A 23779-nucleotide genomic window follows, 5' to 3' on the forward strand; every position below is an offset into this window, starting at 1 on the left:
CCGCGCATGCGGGAACCCATGCCCCTTGGGGCCGGCGCGCTATGGGTTCCCGCCTGCGCGGGAACGACGCGAAACCTATTGGCCTGCGATCACTTATAATGAGGCCATTCCCGCTATAAACGCTTTTTGTCGATTGTGACCACTATGTCCACCATTTCCATCAAAACCGCAGAAGACATCGAAGGCATGCGCGTCGCTGGCCGCCTCGCTTCGGAAGTCCTCGATTACATCACGCCGTTCGTCAAGGTCGGCGTCACCACCGGCGAGATCGATCGCCTGTGCCATGAATACATGGTCAACGTCCAGGGTACGATCCCGGCGCCGCTGAACTACTGCCCGCCGGGCTACACCCCGTATCCGAAGGCCATCTGCACCTCGGTCAACGACGTGATCTGCCACGGCATCCCGGGCGACAAGGTCCTCAAGAACGGCGACGTGGTCAACCTCGACATCACCGTCATCAAGGATGGCTACCACGGCGACAACAGCCGCATGTTCTTCGCCGGCGAACCGTCGATCCTGGCGCGCCGCCTGTCGGAAGTGACGTACGAGTGCATGTGGCTCGGCATCGCCAAGGTCCGCCCTGGCGCGCACCTGGGCGACATCGGCCACGTGATCCAGCAGCACGCCGAAAAGAGCGGCTACAGCGTGGTGCGCGAATTCTGCGGCCACGGCATCGGCAAGGTCTTCCACGAAGAGCCGCAGGTACTGCACTATGGCCGTCCGGGCACGCTGGAAAAGCTCGAAGCGGGCATGATCTTCACCATCGAGCCGATGATCAACGCCGGCCGCCGCGACATCCGTGAAATGGGTGACGGCTGGACCATCAAAACCAAGGACCGCAGCCTGTCGGCGCAGTGGGAGCACACCATCCTGGTGACCGAAACCGGCTATGAAGTGCTGACCCTGTCGGCCGGCAGCCCGCCTCCGCCTGCCATCATTGGCGCCCCGGCTCAAGCCGTAGCGGCGTAACGCCATGCCAGCGGCGGCGCACAGGAGCAAAACGCGCGACCTTCTCAAGCAAAGGCTGAAGGCGGACCGTGCGCAGCTCATCGCCGCATTCAGCGAGGACAGCAAACCTGAAAAGCTGCTGCGCTCGCTGCGCCAGAGCGTCGACGCGATACTCACCGATGCCTGGGACGCCTCCAGCATGCCGCCCGACGCGGCGCTGGTGGGTGTGGGCGGCTACGGCCGCGGCGAGCTGTTTCCATTCTCCGACGTTGACCTGCTGATCCTGCTGGCCGAACCGGCCAACGCGCTGACCCAGGCGCGCCTGGAAGGACTGGTGCAGCTGCTGTGGGACCTGGGCCTGGAGATTGGCCACAGCATCCGCACCGTCGACGAATGCCTGGTCGAATCGGCCGCCGACATCACTGTGCAAACCAGCCTGCTGGAAGCGCGCCTGATCACCGGCGCCGCACCGGTGTTTGAAGAGCTCGAGCAGCGCTACAGCGATGCGATGGACCCGCAGGCCTTCTTCCAGGCCAAAATGGCCGAGATGCGCCTGCGCCACGCCAAGTACGAAGACACCGCGTTCAGCCTCGAGCCGAACTGCAAGGAAAGCCCCGGTGGCCTGCGCGACCTGCAGGCCATCCTGTGGGTCGCCAAAGCGGCGGGCCTGGCCAACTCCTGGGGCCAGCTGGCCCTGCGCGGCCTGATCACGCAAACCGAAGCGCGCCAGCTGATGGAAAAGGAAAGCGCGTTCAAGGACATCCGCATCCGCCTGCACCTGCAGGCAAACCGGCGCGAAGACCGCCTGCTGTTCGACCTGCAAACGCCAATCGCTGAAACCTTCGGCCTGAAGACCACCGGCGAAGGCGCCCACCTGCGCCGCGCCAGCGAATACCTGATGCAGCGCTACTACTGGGCCGCCAAGACGGTAACCCAGCTAAACACCATCCTGCTGCAAAACATCGAAGCGCAGCTGTTCCCGCAAGACTCGGTGCCGGAGGCGATCAACGAGCGTTTCGACGATGTCGGCGGCTTTATCGATATCGCCGACGACAACGTCTTTGAGACCACGCCCTCCTCCATCCTCGAAATGTTCGTGCTGATGACGGAGCGCCCGCACCTGAAAGGCATGACGGCGCGAACCATGCGCGCGCTGTGGCACGCCCGCTCGCTGATCGACGCGGAGTTCCGCGCCGACCCGGTCAACCGTGCGTACTTCTTGCGCATTCTGCAGGCACCGGTCGGCCTGGTGCACGCGCTGCGCCGCCTCAACGATACCGGCGTGCTGGGTCGCTACCTGCCGAGCTTCCGCCCGATTATCGGGCAGATGCAGCACGACCTGTTCCACGTCTACACGGTGGACCAGCACATCATGATGGTGGTACGGAACATGCGCCGCTTCACGATGACGGAACACGCGCATGAATACCCGTTCTGCAGCCAGCTGATTGCCAACTTCCCGCGCTCATGGCTGCTGTATGTGGCGGCGCTGTTCCACGACATCGCCAAAGGCCGTGGCGGCGACCACTCGCTCCTCGGCGTGGCCGACGTGACGCAGTTCTGCGAAGAACACCTCATCAGCGCCGAAGACACGGAGCTGGTGGCCTTCCTGGTGCGCGAGCACCTGATGATGTCGACCGTCGCGCAAAAGCAGGACATGTCGGACCCCGACGTCATCCAGTCGTTCGCCAACCTGGTCAAGGACGAACGCCACCTTACCGCGCTGTACCTGCTGACGGTTGCCGATATCCGCGGCACCAGCCCGAAGGTGTGGAACGCGTGGAAAGCCAAGCTGCTCGAAGACCTGTATCGCATCACCCTGCGCGTGCTTGGCGGCGAGCCGCCCTCGGCCGACCGCGAACTGAAAAACCGCCAGGTCGAGGCGATGGCCACGCTGCGCCTGTTTGGCCTGGCGCCGGACGCGCATGAAGCGCTGTGGTCCAGGCTCGACATGGCCTACTTCCTGCGCCACGACGCCTCCGACATCGCATGGCAAACCCGTTCGCTGTACGACCGCATCGACAGCGAGCGCCCGGTCGTCAAGTGCCGGCTGGCGCCGATTGGCGAAGGCTTGCAGGTGACGGTCTACACGAAGGACCAGCCCGACCTGTTCGCGCGCATCTGCAGCTACTTCGACCGCAAGAACTTCAGCATCCTCGACGCCAAGATCCACACCACGCGGCACGGCTATGCGCTCGACACCTTCCTCGTCACCGAGCAGAACTTCGCCAAGAGCTACCGCGACATCATCAACCTGATCGAGCACGAGATCTGCGAACTGCTGGTATCGCAGTCGCCGCTGCCGGTGCCCACGCGCGGGCGCCTGTCGCGCCTGTCGCGCACCTTCCCGATCGCCCCGACGGTCGACCTGCGGCCGGACGAGCGCGGCCAGTACTACCTGCTGTCGATCGCCGCCAATGACCGCACCGGCCTGCTCTATTCGATCGCCAACGTCCTCACGCGCTACCGCATCAACGTCCACACCGCCAAGATCATGACGCTTGGCGAGCGGGTCGAAGACGTGTTCCTGATCGACGGCGCGGCGCTCAATAACGCGCGCAACCAGATCCAGCTCGAGACCGACCTGCTCGATGCCCTCAAAGTTTAAACAGCACTCCAATAGTAAAGAACACGATGACTGAATTAGTACGCCTTTCGAAACGCATGTCCGAACTCGGGCTATCTTCGCGCCGCGAAGCAGATGAATGGATCGCCCGCGGCTGGGTGCGGGTTGATGGGCAGGTTGTGTCCGAACTTGGCAGCAAGGTCCTGCCGCACCAGAAGATCACGGTCGAACGCCAGGCCGCCGCCGAGCAGTCCAAGCGCGTGACGATCCTGATCAACAAGCCGATGGGTTATGTCAGCGGCCAGGCCGAAGACGGCTACACGCCGGCGGTCGCGTTGATCAAGCCGGAGAACCGCTGGGAAGAAGACCCGTCGCCCGAGACCTTCCACCCGACCCAGCTGCGCAGCCTGGTGCCGGCCGGGCGCCTGGACATCGACTCGGTCGGCCTGTTGATCCTGACGCAGGACGGCCGCGTGGCAAAGACGCTGATCGGCGAAACCACCACCGTCGAAAAAGAATACCTGGTGCGCGTCGAATACACCAAGGAAGGCAAGCTGCCGGAATCGGACCTGAAGAAGCTGTGCTTCGGCCTCTGGATGGACGGCAAACCGCTGCTGCCGGCCAAGGTACGCTGGCAAAACGACGACCAGCTCAGCTTCACCCTCAAGGAAGGCAAGAAGCGCCAGATCCGCCGCATGTGCGACATGGTCGGCCTGAAGGTGGTTGGGCTGAAGCGCGTCCGCATCGGCAAGGTCAAGCTGGGCGACCTGCCGGTCGGCAAATGGCGCTACCTGCGCCCTGACGAACAATTCTAACGACAGTTTTATAACGGAGACCTGATGCGCCAATTCCCTGTACTTGCTGCCGGCTTGATCCTGGCCAGCCACACCGCTATCGCTGCGGCCCAATCCGTCGCCGAGGTACCGCTGCGCGCGCACCTCGCCTTCCTGGCGGACGACCTGCTCGAAGGTCGCGGCACCGGCCAGCGCGGCGGCGAACTCGCCGTCAAGTACATCGAAACGCAGGCGGCCATCATCGGCCTCAAGCCAGCGGTTGGCAACAGCTACCGCCAGCCGGTCAAGATCGTCGGTAGCAAAACGCTGCCAACGAGCTCGGTGAAATTTGAAGCGGGTGGCAAAGCTTTCGCTCCGGTACTCGGCAACGACATCGTGTTCGGGAACGCGAACGATGCCCCGCAAACGCGGTTCGAAGCGCCGATGATCTTTGTCGGTTACGGCATTGACGCGGCGGACGAAAACTGGAATGACTACGCGGGCCTCGACGTCAAGGGCAAGGTCGTCGTCATGATGGTCAACGACCCGAAGCCGACCGCCCAGGAACCGAACCGCTTCGCGGGCAAATCGCTGACCTGGTACGGCCGCTGGATTTACAAGTTTGAAGAAGCCGTGCGCCAGGGCGCTGCTGGCGTGCTGCTGATTCACACCGCCGAATCGGCCTCGTACCCGTGGAGCGTGCCGGCCAACGGCTTCGCGCGCGAGCAGTTCCGCCTTGCCGGCAAGGGCAATGCGATGCAGGGCTGGATTCATGAGGACACCGCGCGCAGCCTGTTCGCCGCCGGCGGACATGACCTCGATGCGCTGCGGGCGAAAGCCGAAGTACGCGGTTTCAAGCCGGTCGACCTGAACGCCAGGGCGACGGTCGCCATCGACAGCCAGCACCGCAACATTGAAGAGACCAATGTCGCGGGGATCGTGCCAGGCACCGATCCGAAGCTGAAGGAAGAAGCGGTGATCTACTCATCGCACTGGGACCACCTCGGCAAGCTCGAAGTTCCGGGCCAGCCGGACCACATCTGGAACGGCGCGATCGACAACGCATCGGGCAGCGCCGCGCTGCTGGCGATGGCCCAGGCGGCAGTGGCCAAGCCGGCCAGGCGCACGCAGATCTTCCTGTGGACGGCAGCCGAAGAACAAGGGCTGATCGGCGCCACCGGCTACACTCGCAATCCGCTCTGGCCGCTGGCGAAAACCGCGGCTGACCTGAACCTCGACAGCCTGAACTTCGTTGGCCGCACGCGCGACATCGGCGTGGCGGGTTCCGAGCGCAGCAGCCTGCACGCCAGCGCCGCCAAGGTGGCAAAGGCGATGGGCCTGCGCCTCGCTCCGACGGTACCCGACCTTGGCGGCGCCTTTTTCCGCGCCGACCACTTCGCGTTCGCCAAAGCCGGCATCCCGGCGTTCAATGTCGGTTCTGCGGTATTCTCGGGCGACGGCTCGTTCGACTTCGAACATGACCACTCGGCGTCGAGCCAGAAGATGGTTGGCTTCACCAAGCACTATCACCAGGTCAGCGACGAGTACAACCCGGCGTGGAACCTGTCGGGCATGGTGCAGCAGGCCCAGTTCACGCTGAACCTCGGCTACGAAGTGGCGAACGCGCCGACGATGCCGACCTGGAGGAAGGGTGAGGCGTTTGGGGCTGTGAAGCGGTAGGAATCGGCTAACGGCGACGCGGATCAGCTGGCGTACACGCTATCCGCATCGCCGTTATTGCATTTCCCTCGCGCGTGCTCACAATGGTGCAGCTGCGGGCACTCACATCGACTTGCCTGAGTAGTTCGATGGCTTCACCGTACTCGCAGAAGTACCATCGTTCATAGTGCGGCGGCGGAGCAAAATCCCATATCGAGGTGAACTCCTCCTGGCCGCCAGCCTTGCGGACTTTAGTTACCGTTGGCTTTAAATATCCCGAGCCGTCATATGCTCCATGGAGCATTCCCACTGCCGACAGGGTAAGTTCTTGCTTACGCAGCAATGGCGTCCAACCTTTCGGTACTGCGTTCAACTGGAGTACGTCTTTCGACAGGCGAAGTGGACACGCTTCGGCTTTGGCAGGCAATCCGATTACGGTCAGTGCAATCACAAGGAATCCCACATTGTTGAGGTGCACAGTGCCCTCGTTGCTAGTGCAAAGGGGCATTTTGAGTCAGATCACGCTGCCTGCCGTTGAGTTGCAGCAAATAGCGTCCTGCGGGGAAGACCTCTTTCTTCCATCGGGAACCGTCCGGCGTGGTCAAGTGTGACAAAATGTCTACTGACATTTACCCATTGGAGACCGCAATGAATGAACGCATCACGATTAGCACGCCTGACGGCAGTTTCGGCGCTTACGTAGCAAAGCCCGCGACGCTCCCAGCTCCCGCCATTGTCGTCATCCAGGAAATTTTCGGCATTAACGCCGACCTGCGGGCGACCTGCGACGAATTGGCGGCGCAGGGTTTCATTGCGATCTGCCCTGACCTGTTCTGGCGCTTGCAACCGGGTGTCGACCTGACCGACCAGAGCCAGGAAGAGTGGAAGCAGGCGATGGCGCTGTACCAGGCCTTCGATCTCGATAAGGGCGTGGAGGATGTTGGCGCGACGTTGCAGGCCGCGCGCGACTATGACGGCGCCAACGGCAAAGTAGGGGTAATGGGCTTTTGCATGGGTGGGTTGCTGACGTTCCTCACGGCGGCGCGCAACGCCCCGGATGCGGCGGCGGCATACTACGGCGGCAGGACGAACGAGTTTGTGGCCGAGATGCAGTCGGTGTCATGCCCGATGATCATGCACCTGGGCGAAGCCGACGAGTATATTCCACCGCCAGCGCGCGAGCAGATTACCAAGGCGGCAGAGGGACATGCGAATGTGACGGTGTACACGTATGCGGGGCAGAACCATGCGTTTGCGCGGCATAACGGGTCGCATTACGATGCGGCGTCGGCGAAGCTGGCGAATCAGCGCACGTATGAGCTCTTTAAGAAGCGGTTGGGCTGATCTTGGGATTCGGCGGATGACGCGCTGCGCGCTCTTCCGCCCTACCAGTACTACCGTCAACGTAGGGCGGAAGAGCGCGTACTTTTAGAACAGCTTAAACTTCAACTGCAGCGATATCCCGCCGTGCAATCGGTTCTTGTATGTCGGGATCACCGCCAGGTTGACACCCACCCGCTTGTACTCGTACGTCGCCGCGGGAATCAGGGCTGGAAACCAGCCACCATCGCGCATCTCCGGATAGCCGTCGAACGCCCCAATCACCGCGCCGAGCTTTACGCCCTTGTACGTCCACGGCTGGTAATACAAACCCACATACTTCGAGTGTTCGCGGTCGCTGTTATAAAACCGCCCCGCCGTCACCGATGCTTCATCCGAAAACCGGTACTCGATCCCGACGCCGGGGTTACGGCCATTGAGGTCCTTGTCGCTCTGGAAGTGGTACGTCGCAAAGCCGGTCGAGAGCCACAGCTCGCTGCGTTTGCCGCTGTCCGGCGCTGGCGCCTGCTCTTGTGCCTGGGCCTGGGCGCACAGCAGCAATGCCAGCGCGAGGGCGGATGTCTTGATCATGGATTGTCTTAGTCGTCGTCGTTTGGATCGAGATCCGGGAACATCACTTCGGTGTAGCCGAACTGGGAGAAATCACGGATCCGCATCGGATACAGGATCCCGAGCAGGTGATCGACTTCGTGCTGCACCACGCGCGCGTGGAAGCCGTCAACGTCGCGGCTGATCTTGTTTCCGAACTGGTCGAAGCCCTCGTAACGCAGCTCGCTGAAGCGCGGGACCAGGCCGCGCAGTCCAGGCACCGACAGGCAGCCCTCGAAGGCGTCGTCCGTTGCTTCGGACAGTGGCGTCAGCACCGGATTGATCAAGACCGTCTCGGGCACCTGCGGTGCGTCCGGGTAGCGCGCGTTCTGCTTGAAGCCGTAGATCACCAGCTGCAGGTTGACGCCGATTTGCGGCGCCGCCAGGCCGGCGCCGTTCGCATCATGCATGGTGTCGAACATGTCTGCGATGAGCGCATGCAGCTCGGGCGTGTCGAATTCAAGCACCGGTTCGGCGACGCGCAGCAAGCGCGGGTCGCCCATTTTGAGAATTTCACGGACTGTCATTTCGGGTCGAGTCTTTCACAAACGTCGTTAAGGAACTGGCGCAGCCCTGGGCCGGTCTCCGGGTGTTTCAGGCCCATCGCAGTCATCGCCTTCAGGTAGCCAAGTTTGGAGCCGCAGTCGTAGCGCTGGCCGGCGTATCGATACGCCAGCACCCGTTCGGCAGCCATCAAGGCCGCGATGCCGTCGGTAAGCTGGATCTCGCCGCCAGCGCCAGTGCCGAGATTTTCCAGGTAGTCGAAAATGCGCCCGGTGAGCACGTAGCGACCGACCACGGCAAGCGTCGATGGCGCCACCTCCGGCTGCGGCTTTTCGACGATGCCCGACACCAGTTCGATGCCCGGACGGTAAGGCGCAGCGCTGACAATGCCGTACTGTTTGGTGTTCTCTCGCGGTACGTCCTGCACCGCCAGCACGCTGCAGTTTTCGTAATCGTACACCTCGGTCATCTGCTGCAATACAGGCTTGTAATCCGGGCTGGTGTCCATGAAGTCGTCGGCCAGCAGCACCGCAAACGGTTCATTACCGACAACCGGGCGCGCGCACAGAACCGCGTGGCCGAGGCCCAGCGGTTCCGACTGGCGGATGTAGATGCAGGTGATGTTCTTGGGGATGACGCCGCGGATCACTTCCAGCAGTTGCGCCTTGCCGGCCGCTTCCAGCTCGGCTTCAAGCTCGTAGGCCTTGTCGAAGTGGTCCTCGATCGCGCGCTTGTTGCGGCCGGTGATGAAGATCATCTCGGTGATGCCGGCGGCCACAGCCTCCTCGACCGCGTACTGGATCAGTGGCTTGTCGACGATCGGGAGCATTTCCTTCGGCTGCGCCTTGGTAGCCGGGAGGAAGCGGCTGCCTAAACCGGCCACCGGGAATACTGCTTTTCTGATGCGCTGCATCCTGCCCCCTGTTTGTTCGTTTATGCGGCCGCGCCGTTGACGGTCTCCAGCAGCGCCAACAACGCGGACTCGTCGAGCAGCGTGATGCCCAGCTCCTGCGCCTTGGCCAGCTTGCTGCCTGCGTCGGCGCCGGCGACCACATATGAAGTCTTCTTCGATACGGATCCCGACACCTTGCCGCCTGCCGCTTCGATCAGCGCCGCGGCGTCGTCGCGGCTCAGCGTCGGCAGCGTACCTGTGAGCACAAACGTCTTGCCGGCCAGCGCGCTGTCCGATTTCGTCATCGAATGCGCTCCCTCGGTCCAGGTCATGCCGGCCTCGCGCAGCTGGGCTACCAGGGCGCGGTTGTCGTCGTCCGACAGGAACTCTGCAATCGAACGCGCCACGACTGGGCCAACATCTGCCACGTCGAGCAGCTGAATGCCATTCTCCCACGTTGCCGCATGAAGCAGCGCGTCGATGCTGCCGAAGTGCTGGGCCAGCGCCTTGGCGGTCGATTCGCCAACGTGACGGATGCCGAGCGCGTAGATAAAGCGCGCAAGCGTGGTCTTCTTCGATTTCTCAAGCGCGTCAAGTACGTTCTGCGCCGACTTGGCCGCCATGCGGTCCAGCGCGCACAAGCGGTCCATGTCGAGGCGGTACAGGTCAGCGGCGGTCTTGACCGCGCCCTTGTCCACCAGCTGTTCGATCAGCTGGTCGCCCATGCCTTCAACGTCGATCGCGCGGCGCGACACGAAATGCATCAGGCCACCTTTGCGCTGGGCGCTGCAGTGCGTCCAGCCGCCGGAGCAGCGGGCGATTGCTTCATCCTCGGGCTTGACGATTGGCGAGCCGCACACCGGGCAGCTGGCCGGCATGACGAACTCGCGCGCGTCCGCAGGACGCCGTTCCGGCACGTGCGCGACGACTTCCGGAATCACGTCGCCCGCGCGCCGCACAATCACGGTGTCGCCGATGCGGATGTCCTTGCGGCGCACCTCATCTTCGTTGTGCAGCGTCGCATTCATCACATTCACGCCGCCGACGAACACCGGCACCAGGCGCGCCACAGGCGTGATCGCCCCGGTGCGCCCGACCTGCACTTCAATATCCTGAACCTGCGTCAGCGCCTCCTCGGCCGGGAACTTGTGGGCCAGCGCAAAGCGCGGCGCGCGCGAAACAAAACCAAGCTGCTGCTGGTCTTCAACGCGATTGACCTTATAGACGACACCGTCGATTTCATACGGCAGGCTGGCGCGGCGCTTTCCGATGTCGCGATAGAACGCGAGCATGCCCTCGAAGCCCGGCACCACGGCGCGCTCGGCGCACACCGGCAGGCCCAGCGCGTGGTACCAGTCGAGCATTTTTGAATGCGAATCGGGCATCGACACGCCTTCAAGCGCGCCGATTCCATAGGCGAAGAAGCGCAGGCTGCGCTGCGCGGTGATACGCGAGTCGAGCTGGCGCAGGCTGCCCGCCGCCGCGTTGCGCGGGTTGGCGAATTCCTTCTGCCCTGCTTCGCGCTGGCGCGCATTGAGCTTGGCGAAATCGGCTTTGTACATCAACACTTCGCCGCGCACTTCCAGCACCTTCGGCACGGCGCTACCGTGCAGGCGCAGCGGGATAGCGCGGATGGTACGGATGTTGGTCGTGACGTCTTCACCGGTGGCGCCATCGCCGCGCGTGGCGGCCTGCACGAACACGCCGTCTTCGTAGCGCAGGCTGATCGCCAGGCCGTCGAACTTGAGCTCACTGGCGTATTCGGCCTGCACCGCGCCGAGGCCTTCGCGCACGCGGCGGTCGAAGTTCTCGACATCCTCGTCGGTGAAGCCGTTATTCAACGACAGCATCGGCACGATATGCGTGACCTGCTTGAACTCAGGGATTGGCGCCGCACCCACCCGATAGGTCGGCGAATCGACCGATACCGCTTCCGGATGCGCGGCTTCCAGCTGCTGCAGTTCGTGGAAAAGCTTGTCGTACTCCGCGTCGGGAATCGTCGGCGCGTCTTGTACGTGGTAGGCGAAGATGTGGCGATTCAGCTCAGTAGTCAGCCACTGCATCCGGTCCAGGTGTGCGCTGTTTGCTGCGGTGGTCACGATACTCCCCGAACTTAGCTGAACAGGCGCATCGCGCGTGTCGAGCCGGCAGGAATGTCGGCCGCTTCCATCTCCTGGTAGAACTCCAGCACCTGGCCGTTGATCTCGCCAAGGGCGGCGTCGGTCAGCGGCTGGTCGAAGTCGTCGACGATGGTGCAGTCAAGGCGCTCGACCAGCTGCTTGGCGCAGGTGACCATGGCGCCGAAGCCGTCGCGCGCCGGCGCCACGCACGGCACGTCCAGCAGCAGCGTCAGGCGCGACGTGGTATCGGCGCCCAGCGTGACATTGGTCGACAGCGTGAACAGGATGCCGCCCTCGCCGTCCGGCATCGCGAAGCGGCCATCCGGACGCACGTCGAAGCCCTGCTTTTCCAATGCGCCGATCAGGGTGGTCATCGACCAGGCCGCGCCGTTCGACATCAGGTTCACGCCCAGCTGGGCGTCGTGCGCGGCGACGAAGCGATGCAAGGTGCGCGATTCGCCCATCACTTCGATCATGTCCGGAATTTCCGGTTCTGCGCCGATGTCGTCGGCCAGCGCGCGCAGGCGCGTCACCAGTTCGGAGTATTCAAGTTCGTTCAGCGCGGTGGTGCGGCTGGCCATCTGCACGCCTGCCTGCAGCTTGGTGTAGACGCCGCCGTGGGTGATCGGCTCCCAGTCGCCGTTGACGTGCAGGCCGATGAAGTGGACCGGTTTGTTGCCGACGTGGCGCAGCGTCTGCAACGCTGGCAGGATCTTGTCGCCGCGGACCGCGATTTCCAGCGCCAGCGGGATCAGGCAGTCGATCAGCGGGTCGACCAGCGTGTTGGCCAGTTCGGCGGCGGGCGTGAGCCCGTCCGGGCCGACCGGGGCCGCGGCGATCGGTGCGAAGTCGTCGGTGGCCGCGGCGCCCGAAGGCTCGCCGTCGAAGCCAGTTCCGGCGCCTGGAGCGGCGCCGGGGATCGGGTTCAGGCCAAGGTCGAACGACGGCTCCTGGCGCGACTCGCCAGCGCGCATCAGCACATCGTCATGGTCGGTGGCGAAGGCCCGCTCCACGGTTTTCTTGGCTTTGTATTCCTGCCATTTGTTATAGGTATATACGCCGGCGATAAACACGCCGCCGGCTGCAAGAAGGCTTACTTGAAGATCTGTCATGCTGCTTGGGCCTCAGTAGCAAAATTTGCGGCGGACTCCATGTCCACCGCCACAATGCGCGATACACCTTGTTCCTGCATCGTCACACCGATCAGTTGATTGGCCATTTCCATCGCAATTTTATTATGCGAGATGAAAAGGAATTGAGTATGTTCGGACATCCGCTTGACCATCCGGCAGAAGCGCTCGGTGTTGGCATCGTCGAGCGGCGCGTCCACTTCGTCGAGCAGGCAGAATGGCGCGGGGTTGAGCCGGAACATGGAAAACACCAGCGCTGTCGCGGTCAGGGCCTTTTCGCCGCCCGACAGCAGGTGGATGGTCGCGTTCTTTTTACCCGGCGGCTGCGCCATGACTTGCACGCCGGAGTCGAGGATTTCGTCGCCGGTCATGACCAGCCTGGCGTTACCGCCGCCAAACAGGATCGGGAACAGCTCCGAGAAGTGATGATTGACGCGGTCGAAGGTGTCCTGCAGCAGGTCACGCGTCTCCTTGTCGATTTTCTGGATGGCGTCTTGCAGCGTGTTGATCGCCTCGGTCAGGTCGGCATTCTGCGAGTCGAGGAAGTTCTTGCGCTCGGAAGCCTGCGCCAGCTCGTCGAGCGCGGCCAGGTTGACCGCGCCGAGCGCCGTGATGGCGTTGGTCAGGCGCGTGACCTCGCCCTGCAGGTACGAAGCCTTCATGTCCGGGTGGAGCTTCTCGTTCAGCGCCGCCTCGTCGGCCTCCACGGCTTTCAGCGCGTCGTTGAACTGCTCCTGGTTCAGGCGCGCGGCCTGCTCCTTGAGCTGCATCTCGGTGATCTTGTCGCGCTGCGGCTGAAGGCTACGTTCGGCCTGCATGCGCGATTCCTCGGCGCTGCGCAGCTGCTGCGTGATCTGGTCAAGCTCATGGCGCGCATCGGACAGCGCGCGTTCCTGGCCGGTGCGCCGTTCAAGCAGGTCCTGCAGGCCGTCGTTGGCGGCGCCGGCTTCCAGCGATTCGAGTTCCTGCTGTCCGAGCTCAATGCTCTCGCCGACCTGCGAAGCCTGCTGCGTGGCGGTGGCGATATTGCGGCGCAGTTCCTCGATCTTGCTGCGCTGTGATTTCTCGGCGAACTGCGCTTCCTGCGCCGCGCGTTCCATCTCGCGCAGCTGTTGGCGCGCGTCGGCCAGCGCCTGCTCTTTTTCGAGGAACACGGTCTGCCCGTCTTCATGCGCGCCTTGCAGTTCGGCCAGCTCCATGTCGAGCTGTTCAAACTTCTCTTCAGCCTCGGCCTGGATCTGCTGCTGCTCGGCTTCCTGCGCTGCGATCTCGGCCAGGTCGGTGGCGATCTGGGTGCTGCGCTGGTTGAAGCGCGCTTCGACTTCGGACTGCTTGACGACGTCGATCTGCAGGCCGTGCACGTGCTGCGTCAAACCTGCGATGCGCTGGCGCGCGTCCTGCAGGCGGCGCGACAGGTCGGTTGCGGCAGCGTCGGCGCGCACCGAGCGGGCGCGCGCTTCGTCGGCCAGCAGTGCTTGTGCGCGCAGCTGGCGGGTGATGTTTTCGATTTCCTGCTGGCGCCCGAGCATGCCGTCCTGCTCCGAATCGGCGGCGTAAAAGCGCACGCTCGACTGGGTGACAACGTGGCCCTGGCGCGTGATGAATGATCCGCCCGTTGGCAGCTTGCCCCGTTCTGCGAATGCGGTTGCCGTGTCATCGGCGGCGAACACATTGTGCAGCCAGTCGTGCAGCAGGCCGCGCAGGCCCGTTTCGTTCAGCTTGAGCAGGTTGGCGAAGGGCTTGAGCCCATTGACTTCCAGCGGCGCCTCCGTGTTCTGCAAGGTCGGAGCGTACAACGCCAGCTTGGCCGGCGGGGCATCGCTGAAGAAGGCCTTGGCCCAGTCGATGTTCGACATCTCCAGCGCGCCGGTGCGCTCGCGCAGCACCGCTTCCATGGCGGTTTCCCAGCCCTGCTCGATGTGCAGCTTCTGCCACAAGCGCGGCAAGCCGTCGAGCTCATGCTTCTGCAGCCAGGGTTGTACCTTGCCCTGGGTTTGCACGCGTTCCTGCAGCTGCTTCAGCGCAGACAGGCGCGCTTCAAGCTGCGCGTTGGCGGCGCTTTCCGCATTCACCTGCGACTGTGCGGCGGAGCGCTCTTCTTCCACGCGCTGCTGCTGTTCGGACGCCTCTTCGAGCATCATGGTCTGCTCTTCCAGCGCCTGCTGCTTTTCCTCGAGCTGCATCTTGAGGTTGGCGAGGTGGCTGCTGTCGGGCAGGTTCAAGCCGTTCTTTTCCAGCTGCAGGCGCTCGCGCCGCGTGGCCAGGCCTTGCAGGATGTTCGATGCGTTGCGCTGGTGCGCCGAGGACAGCTCGATCTGCTGCTGCGCCTGCATGATCTTCTGACGCGACTGCGTGGTCTTTTCCTGCGCTTCGCGCCATGCCGTTTCCAGCGATGGAATGCGTTCGCTCTGCGCTTCGGCCGACATCTGCGACTGCTCGACACGCCCACCCAGCTCTTCAAGCAGGTACTCGGCTTCTTCGATCTGCTCCTGGTACTCCTGCGCCTGCGTTTGCCACTGGTTGCGCTGCGCGGTCAGGGTGCCGATCTGGTTCTGCAGGCGCGAACGCGATTCGATGACGAACTTGATCTGCGCTTCAAGGCTGCCGATTTCCGAATTGGTCTGGTACAGGTGGCCCTGCGCCGTGTGCAGGCGGTCGCCGACGGCGAAGTGGGCCTGGCGCATGCGTTCGAGGTCCAGTTCAACGTGGCGCAGCTTGGCGGTCTGTTCTTCGAGGTCGGTCTGGGCCTGCTCCATCTCGCGGAAGTACCTGGTCTGCTCGGCCTTCGCTTCGTTCTTACGCAGCAGCCAAAGCAGCTTTTGCTTTTCTTCCTGGTCGGCCTGCAGCGAGTGGAACTTGTTGGCGACGACCGCCTGCGCTTCGAGCTTCTCGAGGTTGGCGTTCAGCTCGCGCAGGATGTCTTCGACGCGCAGCAGGTTCTCGCGCGTGTCGTTCAGGCGGTTTTCGGTTTCGCGGCGGCGCTCCTTGTACTTCGATACACCCGCCGCCTCTTCCAGGAACACGCGCAGTTCTTCAGGGCGCGACTCGATGATTCGCGAGATCATGCCCTGGCCGATGATGGCGTAGGCGCGCGGACCGAGGCCGGTGCCGAGGAAAATGTCCTGGATGTCGCGCCGGCGTACCGGCTGGCTGTTGATGTAGTAGGTGGAGGTGCCGTCGCGCGTGAGCGTGCGCTTGACCGCGATCTCGGCGTACTGGCCCCACTGGCCCGCGGCCTTGCCGTCGTTATTGTCGAACACCAGTTCCACCGAGGCGCGGCCGGCCGGTTTGCGGTGCGTGGAGCCGTTGAAAATCACGTCCTGCATCGACTCGCCGCGCAGTTCGGATGCCTTCGATTCGCCCAGCACCCATCGCACGGCGTCGATGATATTCGACTTGCCGCAGCCGTTAGGGCCGACCACGCCCACCAACTGACCCGGGACCTGGAAATTGGTGGGATCTACGAAAGACTTAAATCCCGACAATTTTATGGAAGATAGACGCACGTTGTTGAACTGTTCTTCGCCTTGCTCGGCTCTTGGTTACCCGGAGATCGGAAAGGCCACCATCATACCATCTGTTGCTTGCAATATGGCCAAGTACGGAGCCAGGACAAGCGGACTTTCTCAGGGAAACACGGGACGATGCAAGCAGGCGGCGCTGGTTGCCAAGAAGCATGTCGGTAGCCACGGTGGGAAGAAAGGCGAGTTTGCCGGCGGCTGGAAGACGCCCAGCGAGGCGGCGATGGACAGCGAGAACGAGCAAAACGTCGCCCACCCGGCATCATTGCGGAATTATGCGCTCAAGACGGCGCCGGCCGAATCATTCATGGCTTCGGACAACACGCGCGCGACGACGCCACTGTCCTGGATCACCCTCGCCTTGCCTTCGCGGCAGGCCTGCGCGAGCGCTTCGCTTTGCAGCGAGAACGCTTCTTGCCGCGCGCCGGTCGAGAAAATGTACAGGCTGCGCAGCGGGCTGACCCACGCCAGCTTGACCTTGCGAACGCTCTCGTCGGGCTGCACGAACTCGAGCCACATGCCGCGTTCCAGCCCGTCGACGGTGATCACCGCCTCGTCCGCGCTCGCTTCCTGCTCGAGCGCGGCGGCTGCCTGCTCCTTTTCCATGCGGCGAATCGCATCCTGCTGCGCCACCTCCACGGCGATTTCCAGCTGGCGCTCCGGCGACAGGTCCAGCGGCGCACGCACGATCGAGGCATGGCATTCGGCCAGTCCGGCGAAGAACTGCAGGCGGTCCGCGTCCTTCCACTTGATGACGTCGAGCCATTGGTTCAATGTCGTCAGCAGCCCCGGCAACTTGCCAATGAGCTCCTTGCGCTGCTCGGTGGTGACCTTCGGCTTCACACTCCACAGCAAATCGTCCATGGTGCGCGTGGCGTTGGCGACCGCACCGGGCTTATCGTCTTCCACCGTGTAGGCAACGGTCAGCACCGTCGTCCATTTCTTTTCGAGGAAATTGTCGACGATGTCGACCGCGCCATTGCCGCCAATACGCATGGCCACCGCCACCCGGGCGCTGCGGTTCGCTTCGGCAGACTTTTCCTGCTTGAGCGCCTTGGCGATCGGGCCGGCGATGTCGCTGTCGGTGATGGACTCGTCCGCCGCAATCGATGCTTCCAGGTCGGCGACCGCTTCGGCGAAGGCTTCCTGCTCGCGGTCGGCGTCGCGGCCGACCAGGTCGACGTTGCGGCGCATCGCCTGGAACAGCGGGTCGTCGGCGTGCTTGCGTTGCTCCCAGCCCATACGCGAGAGCAAGTCGATCATGCGCCGCGCCGGGTGCGCTTCCTCGAAGAAGAAATTCTTGTCCGACAACGCCGCTTTCAGCACCGGGATTTGCAGGAACTGGATCAGGTCGCGGATTTCGGCGGGGATACTGTCGTCGAGGAAAACGGTTTCGAAGATGCGCGACAGCAGGTCGATGGTGCCCTCGTCGCCGCGCGACAGGCTGCCCTGGGGCAGGCTTTCTTTCAGGCGCGGCAGGTAAAACACATTGTGCGCGGGCGCACCTGCCTTGTCCGAAGCGCTGGCCATGCCTGATGCCGGCATCGGCGGCATGCGCTTCTGCATTTCCCCGAGTATGCCCAGCAATCCGCCGCCGACACCGGCAGCGTGCCCGGCGCCGGACGCAAGGCCTGCAGGAGCAAACCCACCGGCGCCGACAGCCTGCGCGCCAGCGCCATCGCCGGAGGCCGGCGCGAACCCACCGGCACTGGTCGCAGGCTGCAGCACGGCGCCACGCTCAAGGAAGCCGCCGCGCGTCTGTTCGACAGGCGGCACGAACGGCGTATCGAAGCCCGCGGCAGTGCTTGGCCGCCAGCCGCCGCTGCCTTTCGGCATCGACGGCAAGTCAGGAATGAGCGGAATGCCGTCATCGGCTTCAGGGCCGGACTTGAAGAAATCCTGCAGCCGGCGCGACAATGCCGCCTTTTCCGCTGCCCGCGCCGCCTTGGCCGCCGCAGCGTTGTCGGTTTTCTGAATGCGGTAAGAATCCACGGACCCCGGCAACACGCCTTTGCGCAGCATTGCCAGGTTCAGCGCTTCATACATTGGCGCGAATTCAAACAGCATGCCCGGCCGGAGCATCGGCACGATCAATGCATGCCCGGCGCGCTCCGGCTCGAAGTCTATCCATGCCTGCTGCAGCGCCATCAGGAACACCTGCGGACGGAACGGATTCTGATTCATGCGCAATACATCGCGTTCGAGCATGTGGCCGAGGCGCACGTTCAGCATCGCAAGGGCGTCGGAGTTGGCGACATCGAATGGCCGGCTGACGCCCTCAAAGGTCACCTGGTTGTCCATCTCCTCCAGCGAAACCAAACTGAGCGGGATAGGCGATGCTGCGGATTTGACCGGGACCGGCGCAAGCGCCACCAGTTCCGTGCGCGCGGCGTCGGCGAGTGCCTGGCAGGCAAGGTGGAAGAAGGCGTAACTGTTTTCTTTGAGGAGATTGCCGGATTTAACGCGCTGGAACATGGTGCTGCCGTCCGCCGATGCGGCGGTGGCATCGAGCAATTCGGCAATCATGCGGTTGATCACCGCCATCAGGTTGTCGTTAACGTGGCTAGAAACGATACCGGCGAGCTTTTCCAACAGGTCCTGGCGGATCTTGGCGCCAGATGCCTGCGGTAGAGCTGCTTCCGATTGTCGACTCGCCATCATGACTCCATTCTGACACGATATTGCCGCTTGGCAATAGCCAATCTGCATATTCGCCACGCTTTTGCACGCAAATTGTCGGAACTTGTCGATTTTGCATCACCTGGAAGGGCCGCGCTGACCGCCATAGCTTGATGTCGCGCAAAAGTTTCAACATGGACTTCCCTACGATGGCAGAGATGTCCCGTCTGGAATTGCCACCGAGAAGGAAGTCACCATGAAGCGCATCCGTAACCTCGACACCACCCTCAAAATCCACGCCTGCCTCGCCATTGTGCTGGTCCTTGGGGTTGCACTGGCGGCCGTGCTGCTGTCCCGGCTGGGACAACTGAGCGAGCTGGCCGCGCGGGTGCTGGAGACCAGCGGCGCGGCTGGCGGCGCCCAGGCCGCCGAACTGCTGCGCTCCGGCTACGAACAGACGCGCAACTGGAGCATCGTCCTGATCATCGCCGGCCTGACGCTGGCCGGCACCCTGGCAGCGTGGCTTGCGGGCGAAGTTTCGCGGCCAATCCACAGCGCCATGCTGGTGGCCCGGCGCATCGCCAGCGGCGACCTGGGCGTCCGGATCGCGCAGCAAGACCGCGGCGAAGCCGGCTTGCTAATGATCGCCATGCAAGAGATGAACGACAAGCTGGTGACGATGATCGACGGTGTCCGTGCCGGCGCCGATACCCTGTCCAGCGGCGCCGGCGAGATCGCCAGCAGCAGCATGAACCTGTCGGCGCGCACCGAACAGCAGGCGGCGGCGCTGGAAGAGACCGCGACGTCGATGGAAGAACTGACGGCGACCGTCAAGCAGAATGCCGATCACGCGCACCAGGCCAGCAAGCTGGCGGTGTCAGCGTCGGAAGTGGCAGTCAAGGGCGGCGAAGTGGTCTCCGAGGTGGTCGGGACGATGGCCTCGATCAACGAGTCATCGCGCCGGATTGCCGAGATTATCGGTGTCATCGACGGCATCGCCTTCCAGACCAATATTTTGGCGTTGAACGCGGCGGTCGAGGCGGCGCGTGCCGGCGAACAGGGTCGCGGCTTCGCCGTCGTCGCCTCCGAGGTGCGCAACCTGGCGCAGCGCTCGGCGTCGGCCGCGCGCGAAATCAAGGAGTTGATCGACGACTCGGTCAACAAGGTGTCCGCCGGCACCCACCTGGCTGACAAGGCCGGCAGCACCATGAATGAGGTGGTGGCCAGCGTCAAGCGCGTCACCGAGATCATAGGCGAGATCGCGGCGGCCAGCGCCGAACAGACGACCGGCATCGAGCAGGTCAACCAGGCGATCGCGGCAATGGACCAGGTAACCCAGCAAAACGCGGCGCTGGTGGAAGAGTCGGCAGCGGCCGCGGCCTCGATGCGCGAGCAGGCTGGCACGCTGAAGCACGCCATCACATCGTTCGGGGTGGAAGCCGAACCCATGCGCGCGGCGGCGCAGATTCACCTCGTCGCCAGCAATCCCGGCATGACAGCGCCCGCCAAGGCGACCATGGTCAAGCGCCCTCGCCCGGCGCCGGTTCCCGCAGCGCCAATCGCACGCAAGCCAGTGGCGGCACGGCGCGCCGCAAGCAAACCCGAATCCGATTGGGAAGAGTTCTAACCCATCAGTTTGTTGCAATCCTGTAGGAGTCAATCCTACAGGGGTACGAGGAATGTTCCGATACCGATTCAACAGTGCGGATCGCATGATTGCTTCACCGGAAACGCAGACGGGAACGTTTTCTCAGATGCAAAACCGGCGAGCACAGCATCCCAACTCTAAAAAGGAATGAACATGAACTCGAATCAAAAAAACCAGAGCAACAACAAACAAGCGCCAAACCAGCAGCCGGGCAACCAGCAAGCGGGCAACCAATCGGGCTCGCGTTCGGGCAGCATGCAGGACAACCAGCAATCGGACATTAATTCCGGTTCGCGTGCCGGCAACCAGGGCGGCACCCATGAGCAGCACGTCGAATCCGGCCGTCAAAGCCACAAGAACGACGCCTCGCGCCAGTCGGACGCTAGCGGTTCGGGCTCCAAGGCGCAACCGGGCAACAACCAGTCGAGCGGCGGCGGAACCCGCGGCGGCACGCCTGAGCAACACGCTGAAGCTGGCCGTCAAAGCCACAAAAACGACAAGCGCTGATAACGTAGTCGCCTGCTGGACGGCGCCGTGTTTCCGGGCCCCGTCATCACAGTAGCCAAACAGGAAGCAAAAGAAAGAGTCTGCGCCGGACATTCCGGTCGGCAGGCTCTTTTCCTTTTGGGTGCGACGAACGGGCGGTGCCATCACTAAGAGCGAAAAGCTGCCAACCCCGTCGTGCCCGCGAAAGCGGGCACCCATCCTGAGGATGATGCGATGGCGACAATCAGATTCACCACCCAGCTACGGCATGGATTCGCGCCTGCGCAGGAAGGACGAGTTGAGTCAACGCTTAACGGCGACAATGCCGCAAAATTACATAAAAAAACCGGCGCCAGGCCGGTTTCGTTTAAATATTGTGCAGGTGGAAGCCCTTGGGCGGGGCGAAGTCGCGGATGGCATTCACCACGCCGGCGACCTCGGCGTCGCGCGCGGTCAGGTGGAGGTCGGAATACTGGTGGATGGCCCACTGCTCCGGCGACAGGGTGACATGCTTGCGCAGGATCGACTCGGTACGCGCATCATCGGCGCGCAAGCCTTCGACGATGATGTTCAGCGCGTCGGGACGCGCGCCCGGCGATGCGGTCGCGTGCGACTTGTGCACCATGAACCGCGCCGTCTCGCTGGCGTATCGCTCGGTGCCCGACAAATAAAGTATCACCGCGATCGACGCTACCGCGCCGCCGTTGTACATCACAAACTTGATCGGCGAATTCGACAGGAAGTTATACAGGCACAGTCCATCGCTGACGTAGCCGCCGTTCGACTGGATCAAGACATGCGCGGTGTCGATGCCGCGCTCGGTCATTTCGGCGACTGCCTCGAACACGCGATGCACCATATCGCTGTTAACATCACCCGACAAGGTGTAATAGGCGTCCGTTTCTTTCGTTACGGGTTCTTGGCTCATGGTTATTAGCTCACGTTATTGATAGCCGATTCTAACAAATTAGATGAGAGCAAGCCTTTCCCCGCGCACCATTCGTGCGCGCCCCACCCTACTGAAGAGCACGGCGCCGAGTTGACACAACTGCCCTGGTGGCATATCCTCCACAGTCTTGATCGGGAGAGGGCAGCGCACAGCTGCCGCCGAAGGGGCATCACCCAAAAACTCTCAGGCAAAAGGACCGGTCAAGGGTCGACGCGCATGGCGCATCGGCTCAACTCTGGAGAGCGGCCGCGGCACATGCAAGCGGCCCACCGAAGGGGCAGGCGGATCATTCCGCTATCTCTCAGGTATCGAGGACAGAGGGGCGCGAACAAACACGGACGGCTGCGAGGCTTCCCGCGTCTGCTCGGCAGTCCCCTATTCACTTGTCCCGAGGATTCCATGACGCTCAAAACGACCCCGCTCAATTCCGCACACCGCGCCGCCGGCGCCAAGATGGTCGATTTCGGCGGCTGGGACATGCCCGTCAATTACGGCTCCCAGATCGGAGAACACCATGCGGTGCGCACCGACGTCGGCATGTTCGACGTTTCGCACATGTGCGTCGTCGACATCGAAGGCGCCAACGCGCGCACCTTCCTGCGCGGCCTGCTGGCCAATAACGTCGACAAGCTGCAGGTGCCGGGCAAGGCGCTTTACTCGTGCATGCTCAAGCCTGAAGGCACCGTCATCGACGACCTGATCGTCTACTTCTTCGCCGAAGACTGGTTCCGCCTGGTGGTCAACGCCGGCACCGCCGAAAAAGACCTCGCCTGGATCAATGCGCAGAACGAAGCCACCAACAGCGGCGTCACCGTGACCCAGCGCCGCGATGGCGACAACGCAATGGCGCTGATCGCCGTGCAGGGCCCGAACGCGCGCGCCAAGGTGTGGGAAGTGCTGCCGACCGCGAAGCAGGCATCCGAGCCGCTCAAGCCATTCAACGCCGTCATCGTCAAAGACACCGCGTTCGGCGAAGTGATGGTCGCGCGCACCGGCTACACCGGCGAAGACGGCTTCGAACTGGCCTTCCCTGCATCGCAAGCCGACGCGCTGTGGAACGCGCTCGTCGCCGCCGGCGTCAAGCCTGCGGGCCTGGGCGCGCGCGACACGCTGCGCCTGGAAGCCGGCATGAACCTGTACGGCCAGGACATGGACGAAACCGTCAACCCGCTCGACGCCGGCCTGGCCTGGACCGTCGACCTGGTCGCCGAGCGCGACTTCATCGGCAAGGCAGCGCTGCAAAAGGATGGCCAGCATCAGCAGTACATGGGCCTGATCCTGCGCGAAAAAGGCGGCGTGCTGCGCGCGCACCAGAAAGTCATCAGCGCGTCGGGCAGCGTCGGCGAGATCACCAGCGGCACCTTCAGCCCGACCATGCAGCAAGCCATCGCGCTGGGCCGCCTGCCAATGGACGTCGCTGTCGGCGACACCGTGCACGTCGAGATCCGCGACAAGAAGCTGGCCGCCACGGTAATCAAGCTGCCGTTCGTGCGAAACGGTAAAATCCTGGTTGCCTGACTATTTGCGCCCCGACCAACACCCTATTTAAACACTGGAGCTACCCATGAATATCCCTGCCGACCTGAAATACACCGAGTCCCACGAATGGGTCCGCGCTGAAGCCGACGGCACTGTCACTGTCGGCATCACCGAATTCGCGCAGGACGCGCTGGGCGACATCGTCTTCGTCGAACTGCCAAAAGTCGGCAAATCGCTGAACGCGGGCGAAGACGCAGCGGTGGTCGAATCGGTCAAGGCAGCAAGCGACATCTACGCACCAGTATCGGGCGAAATCGTCGCCGTCAACGACGCCGTCACCGACGCGCCGGACTCGATCAACCAGGACGCCTACTCGGCCTGGCTGTTCAAGATGAAGCCGAGCGACGCAAGCCAGATCGGCGGCCTGCTCGACGCAGCCGGCTACGGCAAGGCGACCGCGGAATAATCGCGGCCCCGCTGCCGCGCGCCGGGCAATCCGTGCGCGCGGCATGCCTGTCACCAGTTCCCACATACCCATCGGCTGCCGCCCCCA

The 23779-nt window shown here is 63.2% G+C and carries 18 protein-coding genes and 2 riboswitches; of the genes, 9 read left to right on the plus strand and 9 right to left on the minus strand.

The features are described 5' to 3' along the window. Positions 1–144 precede the first annotated feature (144 nt). The 4 genes from map to I4X03_RS19060 are packed head-to-tail and all read left to right on the plus strand — an operon-like array spanning position 145 to position 5970. Positions 145–972: a type I methionyl aminopeptidase gene (gene map, locus I4X03_RS19045; RefSeq protein ID WP_223469834.1), complete on the plus strand. Its 828-nt coding sequence runs from the start codon at positions 145–147 to the stop codon at positions 970–972. A 4-nt stretch (positions 973–976) separates the two neighbouring features. Continuing rightward, complete coding sequence (locus tag I4X03_RS19050; RefSeq protein WP_223469835.1) at positions 977–3559, plus strand: [protein-PII] uridylyltransferase; 2583 nt, start codon at positions 977–979, stop codon at positions 3557–3559. Between the two features lie 26 nt (positions 3560–3585). Next, the gene (locus I4X03_RS19055) at positions 3586–4332 is read left to right on the plus strand and encodes a pseudouridine synthase (RefSeq protein WP_131421353.1); all 747 of its coding nucleotides are present in this window, start codon (positions 3586–3588) and stop codon (positions 4330–4332) included. Between the two features lie 24 nt (positions 4333–4356). Beyond that, entirely contained in the window at positions 4357–5970 is a 1614-nt protein-coding gene (locus I4X03_RS19060) for a M28 family peptidase (RefSeq protein ID WP_223469836.1), read from the plus strand. A 7-nt stretch (positions 5971–5977) separates the two neighbouring features. On the opposite strand, the gene I4X03_RS19065 is transcribed toward I4X03_RS19060, so the two are convergent. Beyond that, positions 5978–6427 carry an STY0301 family protein gene (locus I4X03_RS19065; protein WP_223469837.1) on the minus strand — a complete coding sequence of 150 codons (450 nt, stop codon included), beginning with the start codon at positions 6425–6427 and terminating at the stop codon, positions 5978–5980. Between the two features lie 170 nt (positions 6428–6597). Here I4X03_RS19065 and I4X03_RS19070 point away from each other — a divergent pair, with 170 nt between their 5' ends. Continuing rightward, positions 6598–7293: a dienelactone hydrolase family protein gene (locus tag I4X03_RS19070; RefSeq protein ID WP_223469838.1), complete on the plus strand. Its 696-nt coding sequence runs from the start codon at positions 6598–6600 to the stop codon at positions 7291–7293. Between the two features lie 84 nt (positions 7294–7377). Here I4X03_RS19070 and I4X03_RS19075 read toward each other — a convergent pair whose 3' ends face one another. From I4X03_RS19075 to I4X03_RS19105, 7 genes are all read right to left on the minus strand, one after another. Then, entirely contained in the window at positions 7378–7860 is a 483-nt protein-coding gene (locus tag I4X03_RS19075; RefSeq protein WP_223469839.1) for a hypothetical protein, read from the minus strand. An 8-nt stretch (positions 7861–7868) separates the two neighbouring features. Continuing rightward, a complete protein-coding gene (gene def, locus I4X03_RS19080) occupies positions 7869–8405 on the minus strand; it encodes a peptide deformylase (RefSeq protein WP_223469840.1) in 537 nt (178 codons plus the stop codon). After that, the gene (gene galU / locus I4X03_RS19085; RefSeq protein WP_223469841.1) at positions 8402–9295 is read right to left on the minus strand and encodes a UTP--glucose-1-phosphate uridylyltransferase GalU; all 894 of its coding nucleotides are present in this window, start codon (positions 9293–9295) and stop codon (positions 8402–8404) included. Before galU ends, def begins: the two co-directional genes overlap by 4 nt. A 20-nt stretch (positions 9296–9315) precedes the next feature. Then, a complete protein-coding gene (ligA, locus tag I4X03_RS19090; protein ID WP_223470071.1) occupies positions 9316–11337 on the minus strand; it encodes an NAD-dependent DNA ligase LigA in 2022 nt (673 codons plus the stop codon). Positions 11338–11387: 50 nt separating this feature from the next. Next, entirely contained in the window at positions 11388–12506 is a 1119-nt protein-coding gene (locus I4X03_RS19095) for a cell division protein ZipA C-terminal FtsZ-binding domain-containing protein (RefSeq protein ID WP_223469842.1), read from the minus strand. Further along, a complete protein-coding gene (gene smc, locus I4X03_RS19100) occupies positions 12503–16030 on the minus strand; it encodes a chromosome segregation protein SMC (RefSeq protein WP_223469843.1) in 3528 nt (1175 codons plus the stop codon). Before smc ends, I4X03_RS19095 begins: the two co-directional genes overlap by 4 nt. A 288-nt stretch (positions 16031–16318) precedes the next feature. After that, positions 16319–18706, minus strand: coding sequence for a DUF1631 family protein (locus tag I4X03_RS19105; protein WP_223469844.1), 2388 nt, complete (start codon positions 18704–18706; stop codon positions 16319–16321). A 214-nt stretch (positions 18707–18920) separates the two neighbouring features. Here I4X03_RS19105 and I4X03_RS19110 point away from each other — a divergent pair, with 214 nt between their 5' ends. Then, entirely contained in the window at positions 18921–20291 is a 1371-nt protein-coding gene (locus I4X03_RS19110) for a methyl-accepting chemotaxis protein (protein WP_307735381.1), read from the plus strand. Positions 20292–20465: 174 nt separating this feature from the next. After that, a complete protein-coding gene (locus I4X03_RS19115) occupies positions 20466–20819 on the plus strand; it encodes a hypothetical protein (protein ID WP_223469845.1) in 354 nt (117 codons plus the stop codon). A 346-nt stretch (positions 20820–21165) separates the two neighbouring features. On the opposite strand, the gene I4X03_RS19120 is transcribed toward I4X03_RS19115, so the two are convergent. Continuing rightward, a complete protein-coding gene (locus tag I4X03_RS19120; RefSeq protein ID WP_223469846.1) occupies positions 21166–21726 on the minus strand; it encodes an ATP-dependent Clp protease proteolytic subunit in 561 nt (186 codons plus the stop codon). 143 nt (positions 21727–21869) lie between these two features. After that, positions 21870–21956: riboswitch (glycine riboswitch) on the plus strand. Positions 21957–21972: 16 nt separating this feature from the next. Next, a riboswitch (glycine riboswitch) is annotated at positions 21973–22075 on the plus strand. Between the two features lie 71 nt (positions 22076–22146). Here I4X03_RS19120 and gcvT point away from each other — a divergent pair. Beyond that, a complete protein-coding gene (gcvT, locus tag I4X03_RS19125) occupies positions 22147–23265 on the plus strand; it encodes a glycine cleavage system aminomethyltransferase GcvT (protein ID WP_223469847.1) in 1119 nt (372 codons plus the stop codon). 46 nt (positions 23266–23311) lie between these two features. Further along, positions 23312–23692, plus strand: a complete 381-nt coding sequence (gene gcvH, locus I4X03_RS19130) for a glycine cleavage system protein GcvH (RefSeq protein ID WP_223469848.1) — start codon at positions 23312–23314, stop codon at positions 23690–23692. Positions 23693–23779 lie beyond the last annotated feature (87 nt).

This window comes from Massilia soli (genome assembly GCF_016809835.1).
GTDB classification, from domain to species: domain Bacteria; phylum Pseudomonadota; class Gammaproteobacteria; order Burkholderiales; family Burkholderiaceae_D; genus Telluria_A; species Telluria_A soli.